15 protein-coding genes are annotated in these 13,024 nt (G+C 68.8%); 4 read left to right on the top strand and 11 right to left on the bottom strand.

Annotated elements, in window-relative coordinates; all coding sequences use genetic code 11:
• Positions 1–9: 9 nt before the first annotated feature.
• From GU927_RS12820 to GU927_RS12795, 6 genes are all read right to left on the bottom strand, one after another.
• Positions 10–717 carry an aspartate/glutamate racemase family protein gene (locus tag GU927_RS12820; RefSeq protein ID WP_161762843.1) on the bottom strand — a complete coding sequence of 236 codons (708 nt, stop codon included), beginning with the start codon at positions 715–717 and terminating at the stop codon, positions 10–12.
• A 1-nt stretch (position 718) separates the two neighbouring features.
• Positions 719–1,441, bottom strand: a complete 723-nt coding sequence (locus tag GU927_RS12815; protein WP_161762842.1) for an ABC transporter ATP-binding protein — start codon at positions 1,439–1,441, stop codon at positions 719–721.
• A gap of 3 nt (positions 1,442–1,444) precedes the next feature.
• A complete protein-coding gene (locus tag GU927_RS12810; RefSeq protein WP_161762841.1) occupies positions 1,445–2,227 on the bottom strand; it encodes an ABC transporter ATP-binding protein in 783 nt (260 codons plus the stop codon).
• Positions 2,224–3,267, bottom strand: coding sequence for a branched-chain amino acid ABC transporter permease (locus GU927_RS12805; protein ID WP_161762840.1), 1,044 nt, complete (start codon positions 3,265–3,267; stop codon positions 2,224–2,226). Before GU927_RS12805 ends, GU927_RS12810 begins: the two co-directional genes overlap by 4 nt.
• Before the next feature lie 4 nt (positions 3,268–3,271).
• Entirely contained in the window at positions 3,272–4,141 is an 870-nt protein-coding gene (locus GU927_RS12800; RefSeq protein ID WP_161762839.1) for a branched-chain amino acid ABC transporter permease, read from the bottom strand.
• A gap of 77 nt (positions 4,142–4,218) precedes the next feature.
• A complete protein-coding gene (locus GU927_RS12795; protein ID WP_161762838.1) occupies positions 4,219–5,406 on the bottom strand; it encodes an ABC transporter substrate-binding protein in 1,188 nt (395 codons plus the stop codon).
• Positions 5,407–5,579: 173 nt separating this feature from the next.
• Here GU927_RS12795 and GU927_RS12790 point away from each other — a divergent pair, with 173 nt between their 5' ends.
• From GU927_RS12790 to GU927_RS12775, 4 genes are all read left to right on the top strand, one after another.
• Positions 5,580–6,290 carry a GntR family transcriptional regulator gene (locus GU927_RS12790; RefSeq protein ID WP_161762837.1) on the top strand — a complete coding sequence of 237 codons (711 nt, stop codon included), beginning with the start codon at positions 5,580–5,582 and terminating at the stop codon, positions 6,288–6,290.
• Between the two features lie 100 nt (positions 6,291–6,390).
• On the top strand, positions 6,391–7,158 hold the full coding sequence (locus tag GU927_RS12785; RefSeq protein ID WP_161762836.1) for a LamB/YcsF family protein: 768 nt from the start codon (positions 6,391–6,393) through the stop codon (positions 7,156–7,158).
• Entirely contained in the window at positions 7,158–7,838 is a 681-nt protein-coding gene (locus GU927_RS12780) for a 5-oxoprolinase subunit B family protein (protein WP_161762835.1), read from the top strand. The genes GU927_RS12785 and GU927_RS12780 overlap by 1 nt, the downstream gene beginning before the upstream one ends.
• Positions 7,838–8,764: a 5-oxoprolinase subunit C family protein gene (locus GU927_RS12775; protein ID WP_161762834.1), complete on the top strand. Its 927-nt coding sequence runs from the start codon at positions 7,838–7,840 to the stop codon at positions 8,762–8,764. The genes GU927_RS12780 and GU927_RS12775 overlap by 1 nt, the downstream gene beginning before the upstream one ends.
• 151 nt (positions 8,765–8,915) lie before the next feature.
• On the opposite strand, the gene GU927_RS12770 is transcribed toward GU927_RS12775, so the two are convergent.
• From GU927_RS12770 to GU927_RS12750, 5 genes are read right to left on the bottom strand one after another with little or no spacing between them, the layout of a single operon-like run.
• Positions 8,916–10,463 carry a phospholipase D family protein gene (locus GU927_RS12770; RefSeq protein WP_161762833.1) on the bottom strand — a complete coding sequence of 516 codons (1,548 nt, stop codon included), beginning with the start codon at positions 10,461–10,463 and terminating at the stop codon, positions 8,916–8,918.
• Positions 10,460–11,239 carry an endonuclease/exonuclease/phosphatase family protein gene (locus GU927_RS12765; RefSeq protein ID WP_161762832.1) on the bottom strand — a complete coding sequence of 260 codons (780 nt, stop codon included), beginning with the start codon at positions 11,237–11,239 and terminating at the stop codon, positions 10,460–10,462. The genes GU927_RS12770 and GU927_RS12765 overlap by 4 nt, the downstream gene beginning before the upstream one ends.
• A gap of 52 nt (positions 11,240–11,291) precedes the next feature.
• Positions 11,292–11,987 (bottom strand): 5-formyltetrahydrofolate cyclo-ligase, encoded by a 696-nt coding sequence (locus GU927_RS12760; RefSeq protein ID WP_161762831.1) that lies wholly within the window; start codon positions 11,985–11,987, stop codon positions 11,292–11,294.
• Positions 11,984–12,478 carry a YgaP-like transmembrane domain gene (locus tag GU927_RS12755; protein ID WP_161762830.1) on the bottom strand — a complete coding sequence of 165 codons (495 nt, stop codon included), beginning with the start codon at positions 12,476–12,478 and terminating at the stop codon, positions 11,984–11,986. The genes GU927_RS12760 and GU927_RS12755 overlap by 4 nt, the downstream gene beginning before the upstream one ends.
• Positions 12,447–13,001 (bottom strand): DUF2243 domain-containing protein, encoded by a 555-nt coding sequence (locus GU927_RS12750; RefSeq protein WP_161762829.1) that lies wholly within the window; start codon positions 12,999–13,001, stop codon positions 12,447–12,449. Before GU927_RS12750 ends, GU927_RS12755 begins: the two co-directional genes overlap by 32 nt.
• Between the last annotated feature and the right edge of the window lie 23 nt (positions 13,002–13,024).

Below are 13,024 nucleotides of genomic sequence, written 5' to 3'. Positions count from 1 at the left end.
GTGCTGAGGTCAGGCCGGTGCCAGCTTGTGCGCCGGAACGGGGGCATAGCCCCCCAGACGCGAGGTGCGAAGCCGCAGTCGGACCATGGATTCGCACATCGTCACCGCGCAGGAGACGCCGTCAAGCACGGGCAGCCCGTGCGTGGCGGCAAGCTGGTCGGCAAGGTCGGTCATGCCCGCGCAGCCAAGGACGATGGCTTCGGCGCGGTCCTCGGCCACGGCGCGGCCGATCTCGTCGCTGATGCGCTGGCAGGCGTTGCTGCCCGGCTCCTCCAGCTCCAGCACGGCGACTTCGGAGGACCGGACGCGGGCACAGCGCGAGGCCAGGCCGTATTTGTGCAGGTTGTGTTCCAGCGCAGGCACCGAACGGGCAAGCGTGGTGACGACCGAGAACTTGTTGGAGATGAGCGAGGCCATGTGATAGGCGGCCTCGCCGATCCCCACCACCGGCTTGTCGGTCAGGCAGCGCGCGGCGTCGAGGCCGGTGTCGTCGAAGCAGGCGATTACGACGGCGTCCACGTCGGGCGTGGTGCGGATGACGTCGAGCATTCCGGCAAGGCTCATCGCCTCGTCATAGTAGCCTTCGATCGAGGCGGGGCCGCGGGCGGGGTTGCGCGCCACGATCTCGGTCCCGGCCGAGGCGACGCGGCGCGCGGCGGCGGCGGCCTTTTCGGTCATCGAGGCGGTGGTGTTGGGGTTCAGCAGAAGGATGCGCATGTCAGACCTCGCCGCCGAGATAGGCGGCCTTGATGCGGTCGTCGTTCATCAGCGCCTTGGACTCGCCCGACAGCACGACCGATCCGGTGGAAAGCGCATAGGCGCGGTTCGAGATCGACAGCGCCATGCGCGAGTTCTGTTCCACCAGCAGGACCGACACCTTTTCATCGCGGCTGATCGCCACGATGGCGCGGGCGATGTCCTGTACCAGTTTCGGCGCGATCCCCAGCGAGGGTTCGTCCAGAAGCAGCAGGCGCGGCTTGGCCATCAGGGCGCGCCCGATCACCATCATCTGCTGTTCGCCCCCCGAGAGGGTGCCCGCCTGCTGGTTGTAGCGTTCCTTGAGCCGCGGGAAGCGGGTCAGGATGCTGTCGAGCGTGCGGGCGATGTCGGCCTTGTCGCTGCGGGTGAAGGCGCCCATCAGCAGGTTGTCCTTGACCGACATGAAGGGAAAGACGCGCCGCCCCTCGGGGACCATGGCGATGCCCTTGCGGACGATGTCGGCGGGGGCGGTGCCGTCCAGCCGTTCGCCCATGAAGTCGATCCGGCCCGACTTGATCTTCCGCAGGCCCGTGATGGCGCGCAGGATCGAGGATTTGCCCGCCCCGTTCGCGCCGATGAGCGCGACCGTCTCGCCCTCGTTCAGGTCGATGGAGACGCCCTTGAGCGCGTAGACGTGATCGTAAAACAGTTCGACATTGTCGAAGTTCAGCATCTGGCCCATGGCTTACATCCCGATCGCGGCGTCTTCGCTGCCCAGATAGGCTTCGATGACCTTTTCGTTGGACTGGATCTCGGCGGGGGTGCCTTCGGCGATCTTCTGGCCGAAGTTGATCACGACGATGCGGTCGGAGATCTTCATCACCGCCGGCATGTCATGTTCCACCAGAAGCACCGTCACGCCCCGTTCGTCGCGCAGGCGGCGGACGAGGCCGACCATCCGCATCGTCTCGTCATGGTTCATGCCGGCGAAGGGTTCGTCCAGAAGCAGGATGCGCGGGTTGGTGGCAAGGCCGATGGCCATGCCGAGCGCGCGCAGATGTCCCTGCGGCAGGTTGGAAGCCAGCTCGTCGCGGATCGCGCCCATGCCGAGGAAGTCGATGATCCCGTCGGCCGAGGCGCCGAATTCCGCCTCGTCCTGCCGCGCAAGCGAAGTACCGAGGAAGAAGCCCAGGAGCGAGGCGCGCGAGCGCAGGTGATGGGCGACGATGACATTCTCGCGCACGGTCATGGACCGGAAGATGGTGGTTTCCTGAAAGGTGCGTACGACGCCCTTGCGGGCCACCTGATGCGGGGCGAGGCCCGAGATGCGGTCGCCCTTGAACAGCACCTCGCCCGAGGTGGGGGTGACGAAGGAGGAGATCAGCTTGAAGAGCGTGGATTTCCCCGCGCCGTTCGGGCCGATGACGGACAGGATCTCGCCCTCGGCCACGTCGAAGCTGACCTCGTTCACCGCGGTCAGGCCGCCGTAACGTTTGGTGATCCCTTTGACTTGCAGGATGGGGGTCATTTGCCGCCTCCCTTGCGGTCGAAGAGGCTGAGCAGGCCGTTGGGCAGGACGAGCATCAGCACGATCATGGCCGAGGAGTAGATGAGCATCTGGTACTGGCCGGTGGTGAAGAGGAGATCCCAGCCGAAGTAGAGCAGGAGCGTGCCGAGCATCGGGCCGAAGACATAGCCCAGCCCGCCGAGGAAGCAGTTGAGCATGAAGTTCACGCTGTCGGCTACCTGGAAGCTGGAGGGGTAGATGGATTGCGAGATCGACACGAACATCGCCCCCGCGACGCCCCCGAAGAAGGAGGAGATGGCATAGGCCAGCACGCGCAGATGGGCGGTGTTGACGCCGATGGAGGCGGCCAGTTCCTCGTTCTGTTGCAGCGAGCGGCAGAGATGACCGAGGCGCGAGTTCACGATCCGCCAGAGCGCAAGGTAGGACAGGCACATCAGCGCCACCGCGACGAGGTAGAAGGCGAGTTTGGGGTCTTCCAGCGTGGCGAAGTCGGGGATGATGGTCAGGCCGAGGACCGACAGCTCGCCCGGCAGGGGGATCGAGGTGATCCCCTTGGCGCCGTTGGTGACGGGCAGCGCGAGGGCCGAGAGGCGGGCGACTTCGGTCAGGACCAGCGTGACCATGGCGAAGTACACGCCGCGCAGGCGCAGGATGGGCAGGCCGATCAGCACGGCAAGGCCCGCGCAGGCAAGGCCCGCAAGCGGAAGGGTGAGCCAGAAGCTCATCCCGACCTGCGTGATGAGGACGGCCGAGACATAGCCGCCCGCCAGCGCATAGGCGCCCTGACCGATGTTGATGCGCCCGATGTAGAAGGTGAGCCACACCCCCGCCGAGGCGATGGACAGGAGCGCCACCGAGGTGAGCGTGTAGTAGAAGTCCCAGCGCCCCGAGGCGGCGATGCCCAGCGGCACCGCGACGAAGACGAGGGCGAGGAAGGCTGCCACACCGGCGAGGCGGGCGGGGCCAAGGCTGCCGGGACGGCTGGCCGCGCTGTTGCCGAAGCTGGTGGGGACCGAGTTGGGGATTTTGGGCGTGGTCATGGTTTCAACCCCACGGTTTGCCCATCAGGCCCTGCGGCCGGATGGCGAGGAAGACGAGGAGGGTGGCGAAGATCGCCAGATAGGTGACGTCGCCATAGGCGGCGAGAAGGGTCAGGCCGATGCTTTCCATCATGCCGAGGATGAAGCCCCCCGCGATGGCACCCGAGATGACGCCCGCGCCGCCGATCATGATCATGAGGAACGCCTTGACCGAGGTCGGCCCGCCCATGCCCAGATTGATGCCGGTGATGGTGACCAGAAGCCCGCCGACGATCCCCGCCAGCATCGCACCCAGCGCGAAGCCGATCATGGAGTAGCGGTCGACATCGACGCCCATCAGTTGCGCGGCCATGCGATCTTGCGCCAGCGCCCGCATGGCGCGGCCGGTGCGGGAATATTGCATGAAGAGGATGAAACCCACGACCATGGCGATGGCCAGCGCGCCGATCAGGATGCGGTCATAGGGCATGATCAGGCGCATGTCCCAGTTGAACACGCCATCCACGATCTTGGGCACGCCGCGCTGCTTTTCCCCGAAGACCAGCAGGATCACGGCGTCGAGGAAGAAGGCGATCCCTGCCGCAAGGAGCATGGTCGACTCCTCGCGCTTGGAGCGCTTGATCACGGTTCGGAACAGGAATCTCTCGCAGACCGCCCCGATCACGGCCAGCACGACCGCCGAGGCGAGCAGCCCCACGATGAAGGGCAGGCCGAACTGGGCCACGACGGTATAGGTCACGAAGCCGCCCATCACATACATCTGCCCATGGGCGAAGTTCAGCACGTTCATGAGCGAGAAGATGAGCGTCAGCCCCAAGGCGATGAGCGCATATTGCGCGCCGAGGTAGAGGCCGTTGGCCAGAATCTGTTCCATTGGGAACCTCCGGGGTCAAGCGGGGAGAGACCGGCGGAAAATCCGCCGGTCCGGGCCGTATGGAGGAAGGGGAGGTCTTAGTCGACCTTGGCGACGAAGAGCGTCTGGAAGGCGCCGTTCTGGAACTCGTTCACCACCAGCGGGACCGAGACCTGACGCTTCTGCCCGAAGGAGGAGGTGCCGACATAGGTCAGTTTCGCATCGCCCACCATGAAGGGGTTGGCGGCTTCGAACGTGTCCATGGTCTTCTTGAATTCCTCGACATTGTCGATCGCGGCGGGATTCGCCTTGAGCGTTTCGATGATGTATTCGAGCGCGTAGACCTTGGTGTTGGACTCGTCGTTGTATTCGCCGAACATCGCCGTGTAGCGTTCCACGAATTCTTTCATCGCGTCGCTGGCCAGTTCCGGCGTCGAGGCGCCTCCGACCGAGATGAAGCCGTTGGCAAGCTCGCCCGCACCTTCCTGAAGGACCTGCGCATCCTGCGCGGTCTCGGTCGAGATGAGGCCGGTATAGCCCAGCTCGCGTGCCGAACGGATCAGCTGCGGGGCGTTGGCGGGCGACACGCCCGACAGGACCAGCAGGTCGGGGGCCGACTGGATCACCGGCAGCAGGACGGGGGTGAAGTCGGTGGTGTCGACCTGATAGGTCACGCTGTCCGAGACGACTTCAAGACCCAGCGCCTTGGCGGCCTCGACCCCCGAGTCGCGCTGCGAGAGCGGGTCGGATTCATTGGCGGCGACGAAGGCCACCTTCTTGACGCCCTTGGTTTCCATCAGGTGTTTGTAGATGGCCGGGCCCGACTGGTAGTTGGCCACCATGCCGAGGATCGCGTTGGATGCGGGCGCGGTGTAGAGCTCTTTCGGGAAGGCATAGGGGAAGTACATGATGCCGTTCTGTTCGGCCACGGGGCGCACGGCGGCGGCGCCATCATCGACATTGGGGCCGACGACATAGTGGATGCCGTCCTGCGCCATCTTTTCCATGCCCGCGATGGCGCGCTTGGGGTCTTTCTGGTCGTCGAAGGCGACGATCTCGATGTTGTAGGTGGTGTCACCGATCTGCACGCCACCCAGTTCGTTCAGCCAGGCCGCGCGGGTCTCCATCGACCGCTGGTTCGAAATGCCCCATGCGGCGGCCGGGCCCGAGGTCACGCCCACGAAGCCGATCTTCAGCGTGGCATTCTCGGCCCATGCGGCCACGGATGCGGTGAGCGAAAAGGCAAGCGACAAGCCCGCCGTCGCGATGAAAGTGCGTCTTTGCATTTGCTGTCTCCCAGTTGGACTGCGCGGTCATTTCTCGCCGCCGTCGGATGATTGACGGATTTGTTGACGAAATTGTCAACAAAAACTTCGCAAACTGCCGACGACTCTTTTCTTGATGGTTGAGGCGGCAGGTTTATAGTGTTGATGCACAAGGAAATGGCGGCAGGCAGATCATGGGCATGGACACGGGGGCTGCGCTCGAGGAGCCCCGGACGGAAGAGCTGGCCGAGGACGAGATCGTCGACCGAATCTTCGAGGCGGTGATCGACCAGCGGCTGCCACCCGGAACGAAGCTGTCGGAAGCCTCGCTGTGCGAGGCCTTCGGTGTCGGGCGGATGCGGATCAGGCAGAGCCTTCTGCTTCTGGCCAGCCGCGAGGTGGTGGAATTGCTGCCCAATCGCGGGGCCTTCGTCGCCTCGCCCACGGCCGAGCAGGCGCGCGAGGTGTTCGAGGCGCGGCTGATGATCGAGCCGAACGTGGCGCGGCTGGCGGTGGAGCGGGCGACGGATGCCGACTGGGCGCGGCTGGAGGAGCATCTGCGGCTGGAGAACGAGGCCCATGCGGAAAACCGCAGGCGCGATGCGATCCGGCTGTCGGGACAGTTCCATGTGCTGCTGGCCGAGGTGGCGGGCAATGCGGTCGCGCTGCGGATGGTGAAGGAGCTGGTGACGCGCACATCGCTGATCATCGGGATTTTCGGCAGTCCGGGCGTGTCGAATTGCCGGGACGAGGATCACGGGGACATTCTGGGATCGTTCCGCGACCGCGACGGGGACCGCGCGGCGGCGCTGATGGACGACCATCTGCGCCATATCCAGGAGCATCTGGATCTGGGCGGGCGGGCCGAGGCGCCGACCGATCTGGTGTCGATCTTCCGCAAATAGCGCGGCGGGGGCTGGCGGGTTTTGGCGGGCGCGTGGCGTTTCGGGGCTTTCGCCGCGGGGCGGGGGCAGGCAGGATCGGCCCGAGTCGGAGGGGGCTGCGATGGCGCGGGTGGTCGATCTGAATTCCGATCTGGGCGAAAGTTTCGGGCCTTGGGTCATGGGAAATGACGCGGCGATGCTGGATATCGTCAGCAGCGCCAATGTCGCCTGCGGTGGCCATGCCGGCGATCCGGAGGTGATGTATGCCACCCTGCGGCTGGCGGCCGAGCGGGGCGTCGTGGTGGGGGCGCATCCGGGCTATGCCGACCGCGAGGGGTTCGGGCGGCGGGTGATCCCGATGGCGCCCGCCGAGATCGGGCGCATGGTGGCCGCGCAGGTCGGCGCGCTTCAGGGCGTGGCGGCGCTGGCCGGTGTAACGGTGCGCTATGTCAAGGCGCACGGGGCGCTGGCCAATCTGGCGGCCGAGCGGGCCGAGGTGGCGGCGGCGGTTGCGGGGGCCGTGGCGGCTTTGCCCGGGCGGCTGATGCTTCTGGCGATATCGGGGACCGAGCTGGAGGTGCAGGGGCGCAAGGCGGGGCTGGATGTGGTGTCCGAGGTCTTTGCCGACCGCGCCTATCAGGCCAATGGCCAGCTTGTGCCGCGGTCGCAGGCGGGGGCGGTACTGCACGATCCCGACGCGGCGGCAGAGCGGATGCTGCGGTTTCTGGAGACGGGGCGGATTCCCGTGCTGGGCGGGGGCGAGGTGGCGCTGGCGGCGGGGTCGATCTGCGTGCATGGCGACAATCCGGCGGCGGTGGAGATGGCGCGCACGCTGCGGGCACGGCTCGAGGGGGCGGGGGTGAGCTTGCGCCCCTTTGCGGGCGGCTGATGGATTTTCCGCGGCTGGTTTGCGTTTCTGACCGTGCGGTTCTGGTGGAACTGGGCGCGCGCGCGGGGGACGAGGTGCAGGCGCGGGTCTGGGCGCTGGACCATGCGCTGGCGACGGATCCGGTGGCGGGGCAGGTGGAGGTGGTGCCCGCGCTGGTGAACCTGCTGGTGGTGTTCGATCCGATGGTGACGGACCATGCGGCGGTCAGGGCGGACCTGCGCGACCGGCTGGCCGTGGCGGGCGCGGCGGCGGTGTCCGGAGCGGAGCGCGAGGTTCTGGTCTGTTACGACGGGGAATTCGGGCGCGATCTGGCGGCGGTCGCGGCGCAGACCGGTCTGGACGAAGAGGCGGTGATTGCCGCGCATCTGGCGGGGGAATATCGCGTGGCGATGTACGGCTTCTCGCCCGGCTATGCCTATCTGTCGGGTCTGGACGAAAGCCTGCGCCTGCCGCGCAAGGCCGCGCCGGTGCGGGGGGTGGCGGCGGGGTCGGTCATCATCGCGGGCAGGCAATGTCTGGTGACGACGCTGACCATGCCGACGGGGTGGTGGATCGTCGGCCGTTCGCCCACGCGGGTGCTGACGGGGGATGCGGCGCGGCCCTTCCTGTTCGACGTGGGCGACCGCGTGCGGTTCCGCCGCGTCGGGCTGGACGACTTCCACAGGGCGGAGCGGGCGTGATGGCGCGGGCGGTGCTGCGGGTGGTCGAGGCGGGGCCGCATTGTTCGGTGCAGGATGGCGGGCGCGCGGGGCTGATGCGCTTTGGCGTACCGGCGAGCGGCGCGATGGACCGCGTGGCGCTGGCGCTGGCCAATCGCGCGGCGGGAAACCCCGCGGGCGCGGCGGCGGTGGAGGTGTCGCTGGGCGGGCTGGTGCTGGAGGTCGAGGAGGGGCGGCTGTCGCTGGCCATCGCCGGGGGCGGGTTCGTGGTGCAGGCGGGGGCCCTGCGCTGCGGGTCGTGGTCGGTGGTGACCCTGACCGAGGGTGAGCGGCTGTCGGTCCGGCGCGGGCCATGGGGGGCGTGGTGCGTGCTGGCCCCGGCGGGGCGGCTGGTCGTGCCGGAATGGCTGGGCAGTGCGGCCACCCATGCGCTGTCGGGGCTGGGGGGCGGGGCGGTGGCGGCGGGTCGGCGGCTGGTGGTCGAGGAGGCGCGCGTCCTGCCTGCGCGCGATCTGCCCTGTCCGGTCTGGGCGCGGTCGCGCGACGAGGTGGCCGTGGTCATCGGCCCGCAGGAGCGGTTCTTCGCGTCGGGTCAGATCGACAGGCTGCTGGGCGACGCGTTCCGGCTGACGGATGCCTATGACCGGATGGGCGTGCGGCTGCGCGGCCCGTCGCTGGCGCCCGAGGGGGCGCTGGGCATCCCGTCGGAACCCGTGCTGCGCGGGGCGGTGCAGGTGGCGGGGGACGGGGTGGCGACGGTGCTGCTGGCCGATCACCAGACGACGGGGGGCTATCCCAAGATCGCAACGCTGGCAGGGGCGGAGCTGGATGGCTTTGTCCAGTTGCGCCCGCATGACACGGTGGAGTTCCGCGCGGTGACGCCGGAAGGGGCGGCAGGCATGGCACGGGTCAGGGCGGCGGCGCTGGCGCGGATGCGGATGACGTAGAATACGTAATTCACGGGGGCGGATGGGGGCGGCGGAACTGTCGCGCGGCGGTGGAGTCGGTCCGACGGGATGACGGCGGGGCCGAGGTGGCGACGGGGACCACGCTGACCCATGTCGACGATTTCCGCGCGATCCTGATCCTGCCGCCGGCCTAGAACCAGTCATGCGGCAGGCGCGCGATGATCCATGAGGCCGCGCGGCGGGCGGGGGAGGCCTCGGGCTCGTATCGTTCGCGGCCTGCGCGGCCGTGCTCGGCGATGTTCCAGTGGAGCTGCCCGTCTTCGAGCGTCACGGAAAAGGCGCTGTCCGGTCGGGTCTGGCGGTCGAAGAGATCGGCCAGTTCCGCCACCAGCGTGGCCTCGCGGAAGAGCAGGCCGAGTTCGATATTGATATAGGCCGAGCGCATGTCGAAATTGTGCGATCCGACGAGGGCGCGGTCGCGGTCGATCACGAAAACCTTGGAATGCAGGAAGTCGCGGCCGCGATGGGCGCGTCGGGGCGGCGCGAATTCGTGGAGTTCCGCGCCCGACAGAAGCAGCGGACGGCGGTAATGCGAATAGGCGGCATGGACGCTGAACAGGTCGGTGGCCGAGAGCGAATTGGTCAGGACCCTGACGCGGATGCCTTTTCCGGCAAGGTCGGTCAGCAGGCCCAGACCGGGCGCGCCGGGGACGAAATAGGGGGTGGTGAGGCAGATTTCCTGCGTGGCGTTGCGCAGAAGGTCTGCGATGCTGTCAAGCAGCCACGGCCCGCTGCGGTGGCCCAGTGCCTTGTCCGGCGGGTCGGAGAGGACGGTGACCTCGGTCGTCCAGCGCAGGGGGGTGATCAGAAGATCGGCCGCGCTGCGTCCTGCGATGGCCTGCATCCGCCAATTGGCCGAGAGCGGCGCGGTGCTGTGCCGGATCAGGCGGCGGCGGAAGCGGCGTTCGCTGACACGGAAGCGCGGCCAGAGGGTGAGGATGGGCAGCGAGAGGCCGAGGTTCCAGAAACTGTCGAAAACCGACTCGACCTGCGCCACGCGGTCGCCGACGAGCACCATGTCGGCATCCTGCGCGCGCCGTGCCCCGCTGCCCGGGGCGGCGAAATAGGTGTCGCCCACATTGCGCCCACCAAGGATGGCAAGGCGGCCATCGGCGATCCAGACCTTGCCGTGCATCCGGCGGTTGAAGCGCGACAGGCCAAGCGCGAATTCGGTGCCGCGCCGGATCCAGTGGCCGCGGTTCCGCAGGGGGTTGAACAGGCGCACCTCGATGTTGGGGTGCTGGTTCAGGCCGAGGAAGGCCAGATCGAAGCCCTGCACGTTGATGTCATCGAGCAGCAGGCGGACGCGGACGCCACGGTCGGCTGCGGCCAGAAGATCGGCCATCAGCAGCCAGCCCGAGGTGTCGGTTTTCCAGATGTAGTAGATGAGATCGAGACTGCGCCCCGCCTCTACCGCCGATAGGCTGCGGGCGGCGAAGGCGTCCTTGGGGTCGAGCAGGCAGCGCAGGCCGGAGCGGCCTTCGCCCCCGGCATGGGCGGCGAGGGCAGCGTCGACCAGACGGTCCAGCGGCGTCGCCTGCGCGCCGCGCGGCAGGCAGTGGCTGGGCGCGCCGCGGGCGCGGCGGGCAAAGCGGGTGTAAGAGCGCAGGAGCACCGCCGAGGCCACGAAGGCCAGAATCCCCGCCAGCGAGAGCCAGAAGATCAGCGTGCCGATCACGGGCTGTTCCCCCTGTCCGGCGGGGCAGGGTCGGGGTGGTTGCGCGGGTCGTTCCGGCTGCGCTGCGGGGCGGGAAGGGTGAGGCGGGCCTTCACCGGCAGGTGGTCGGAGGCGCGGCGGGCGAGCGGGCTGTCATGCGGGGCGAGGGCGTCGATGCGGCCTTCGGGGCCGGTCATGATGCGGTCGAGCGGCAGGAGCGGCAGGCGGGCGGGAAAGCTGCGGACGGGCGGGGCGGGCGTGACATGGTGTTCCAGCGCCGCAAGGGGCGAGCGCGGGCCGAAGCGCCATTCGTTCAGATCGCCCATCAGCAAGGTCGGCATCGCGGCGCGGCTGTCCAGCGCGTCGCGGATCGCCTCGGCCTGCTGGCGGCGGGAGCGGGGCAGAAGGCCCAGATGCGCGGCGATGACGCGCAGGGTCAGCCCCGCCATTTCCAGTTCCGCGATCACCGCGCCGCGCGGTTCCAGTCCCGGCAGGCGGACGGGCAGAAGGTCGAGGACACGCGCATCGCGGGCAAGGATCAGGTTGCCGTGCCAGCCATGCGAGGGGCCGGGCCGGTCCAGCCGGACGGGGGCGAGGCCGGTCTCGATCCGCAGGCGGTCAAGGTCGAGCAGGCCCGCGCGGGTGCCAAAACGCAGGTCGGCCTCTTGCAAGGTGATGATGTCGGGGGCGATTTCCGCGATGACGGCCGCCGTGCGGCCCAGATCGCGGCGGCGGTCGGTGCCGATCCCTTTGTGGATGTTCCACGTGGCGATGGTGAAGCTGGCGGTTGCGGGCATGTCCTGTCCGGTGGGGACCCTCCAGCGCGGGGTTGGCGCGCTGCCCTGCATCCTAGTCCGTCTTGCGGGCGGAAGGCAAAGCCCCGCCTTCGGGAATCGTGCCGGCCTGCAGGCCGAGTTCGGTGACGATCGCATCCATGGGCACGTCATGCGGCTGGGGCGCGATCGTGGGCAGATGCGCGGCCTGCAGGCCGGTGCCGATGCAGAAGGGGCGCGGGTGGAGTGCGGCCAGCGTGCGGTCGAAATATCCCGCGCCGAAGCCCAGACGGTAGCGGTCCATGTCCCAGCCCAGAAGCGGGACGATAATCAGTTCGGGCCGGACCTCGCCCGCCGCGACGGGCGGGACGGGGATGCCCCAATGTCCGCGCACCATGTCCTGTTCGGGTTGCCAGCGGCGGAAGCGCATGGGCTGGACGGGTGTTTCGCAGACCGGCAGGGACAGGACCGCGCCGCGTGCCCGCAGGCCGGAGAGGAAGGTCCGCAGGTCGGGTTCGCCCCGGATGGGCCAGTACCCCCCGACGATCCGCCCCGACAGGTCGGTGCCGGACAGCAGGCTTGCCAGATGCCCGGCAATCGCGGCGGTGATCCTGTCACGGGCCGCGGTGGACAGCCGCATCCGTCCCGCGCGCAGGCGTTTCCGTTCGTCGCGCCGCCAACGGGCGACGGCAAGGGGATCGGCCGGATCGCCGGTGAAGGGGCGCGGGCCGTCGTCCGCACCCGCCTGACAGGGGTCGGAGGACAGGGTCACGGCGCCGTCCCCTCGGCCATCTGCAGCGCGCGGGCGGCGCGGTCGCGGGGGCGGCTGGCGGGATCGGGCGGGGCCAGTTCCCCGGCAAGCAGGCGCAGGGCGGTGCGTTCCGCGGCAATCTCCTGCGGCGAGCGGAAGCCCAGGGCGCGCAGGACGGGCAGGGGCGGGCACCACCCCTGCACCGCGTGCTGGAGGAGAAATCCCCCCACCACGGCGGGCACGAGGGCAAAGCGGCGGTCGGCGGTCAGGGCAAGCAGCGCCCCCGACAGGGCGAGGGTTGCGGCATTGGCCATCAGCGCGCGTTCCACGTCCCATTCGCGGGCGTTGCGGTCCAGCTCGGCGGGGATGGTGGCAGGCTGGGCACCGGCCCGCGCAAGGCGTTCCAGCGTGTCGCGCCTTATGCGGGCATCGGCCCCGTCGGGCGAGGCGTCACGGATGCGGTCGCGGGGGGCGTGGCGGTCACGAGAGGCTGCCGGAGCGCGGGGGGACATGGGGCGGGCCTTTCCTGTCGCGGCGGGTCACATGCAAACGCCGCGCGGTCGGGGATGTTCCGTCGGCTGCGGCAAGGGGGGCGGTGGTCTGGCGGCGCAGGAGCACCAGCCCCGCCAGCGCGGGGGCAAGGCCGAAGAGCGCAAGCCACAGCAGATCCCAGAAGAGCGGGTCGGGTGCGCCGGGCCGGATCCGGTGCAGCCCCAGCGCCCAATGGGCCACGGCTGCGTCCGCGACATGCCACAGGCCGAAGCCTGCCAGGGCCGCACCGATCTGGACGCGGGCGGTCATCACCAGAAGCGCGGGGCGGTGGCGGACCAGTCCACCCAGCGCGGCCACGAGTGCCAGCCACATCAGCGCATCGAGAAGCGCGTCCCAGCGCAGATGCTGCGTCTCGGCCGCCGCGGCTGCGGGACGGGAGAGAAGATGGTGCCATTGCAGCAGCCGGTGCAGGGCGATGCCGTCGAACAGCCCGCCGAGCGCGACCCCCGCCAAGAGGCACCAGAACAGGACGGCTCGGCGCATTGCGGCATTTCTCCTGTCCAGCG

The organism is Paragemmobacter amnigenus, from assembly GCF_009908265.2.
Classification (GTDB): Bacteria; Pseudomonadota; Alphaproteobacteria; order Rhodobacterales; family Rhodobacteraceae; genus Paragemmobacter; species Paragemmobacter amnigenus.
The sequence above is the reverse complement of the archived record's forward strand: the minus strand, read 5'-3'. Positions and strand labels throughout refer to the sequence as shown.

Excerpts from the sequence above, each read along its gene's own strand:
- GU927_RS12820 (WP_161762843.1), bottom strand. The coding sequence starts at position 717 with ATGCGCATCCTTCTGCTGAACCCCAACACCACCGCCTCGATGACCGAA.
- GU927_RS12815 (WP_161762842.1), bottom strand. The coding sequence starts at position 1,441 with ATGGGCCAGATGCTGAACTTCGACAATGTCGAACTGTTTTACGATCAC.
- GU927_RS12810 (WP_161762841.1), bottom strand. The coding sequence starts at position 2,227 with ATGACCCCCATCCTGCAAGTCAAAGGGATCACCAAACGTTACGGCGGC.
- GU927_RS12805 (WP_161762840.1), bottom strand. The coding sequence starts at position 3,267 with ATGACCACGCCCAAAATCCCCAACTCGGTCCCCACCAGCTTCGGCAAC.
- GU927_RS12800 (WP_161762839.1), bottom strand. The coding sequence starts at position 4,141 with ATGGAACAGATTCTGGCCAACGGCCTCTACCTCGGCGCGCAATATGCG.
- GU927_RS12795 (WP_161762838.1), bottom strand. The coding sequence starts at position 5,406 with ATGCAAAGACGCACTTTCATCGCGACGGCGGGCTTGTCGCTTGCCTTT.
- GU927_RS12790 (WP_161762837.1), top strand. The coding sequence starts at position 5,580 with ATGGGCATGGACACGGGGGCTGCGCTCGAGGAGCCCCGGACGGAAGAG.
- GU927_RS12785 (WP_161762836.1), top strand. The coding sequence starts at position 6,391 with ATGGCGCGGGTGGTCGATCTGAATTCCGATCTGGGCGAAAGTTTCGGG.
- GU927_RS12780 (WP_161762835.1), top strand. The coding sequence starts at position 7,158 with ATGGATTTTCCGCGGCTGGTTTGCGTTTCTGACCGTGCGGTTCTGGTG.
- GU927_RS12775 (WP_161762834.1), top strand. The coding sequence starts at position 7,838 with ATGGCGCGGGCGGTGCTGCGGGTGGTCGAGGCGGGGCCGCATTGTTCG.
- GU927_RS12765 (WP_161762832.1), bottom strand. The coding sequence starts at position 11,239 with ATGCCCGCAACCGCCAGCTTCACCATCGCCACGTGGAACATCCACAAA.
- GU927_RS12755 (WP_161762830.1), bottom strand. The coding sequence starts at position 12,478 with ATGTCCCCCCGCGCTCCGGCAGCCTCTCGTGACCGCCACGCCCCCCGC.
- GU927_RS12750 (WP_161762829.1), bottom strand. The coding sequence starts at position 13,001 with ATGCGCCGAGCCGTCCTGTTCTGGTGCCTCTTGGCGGGGGTCGCGCTC.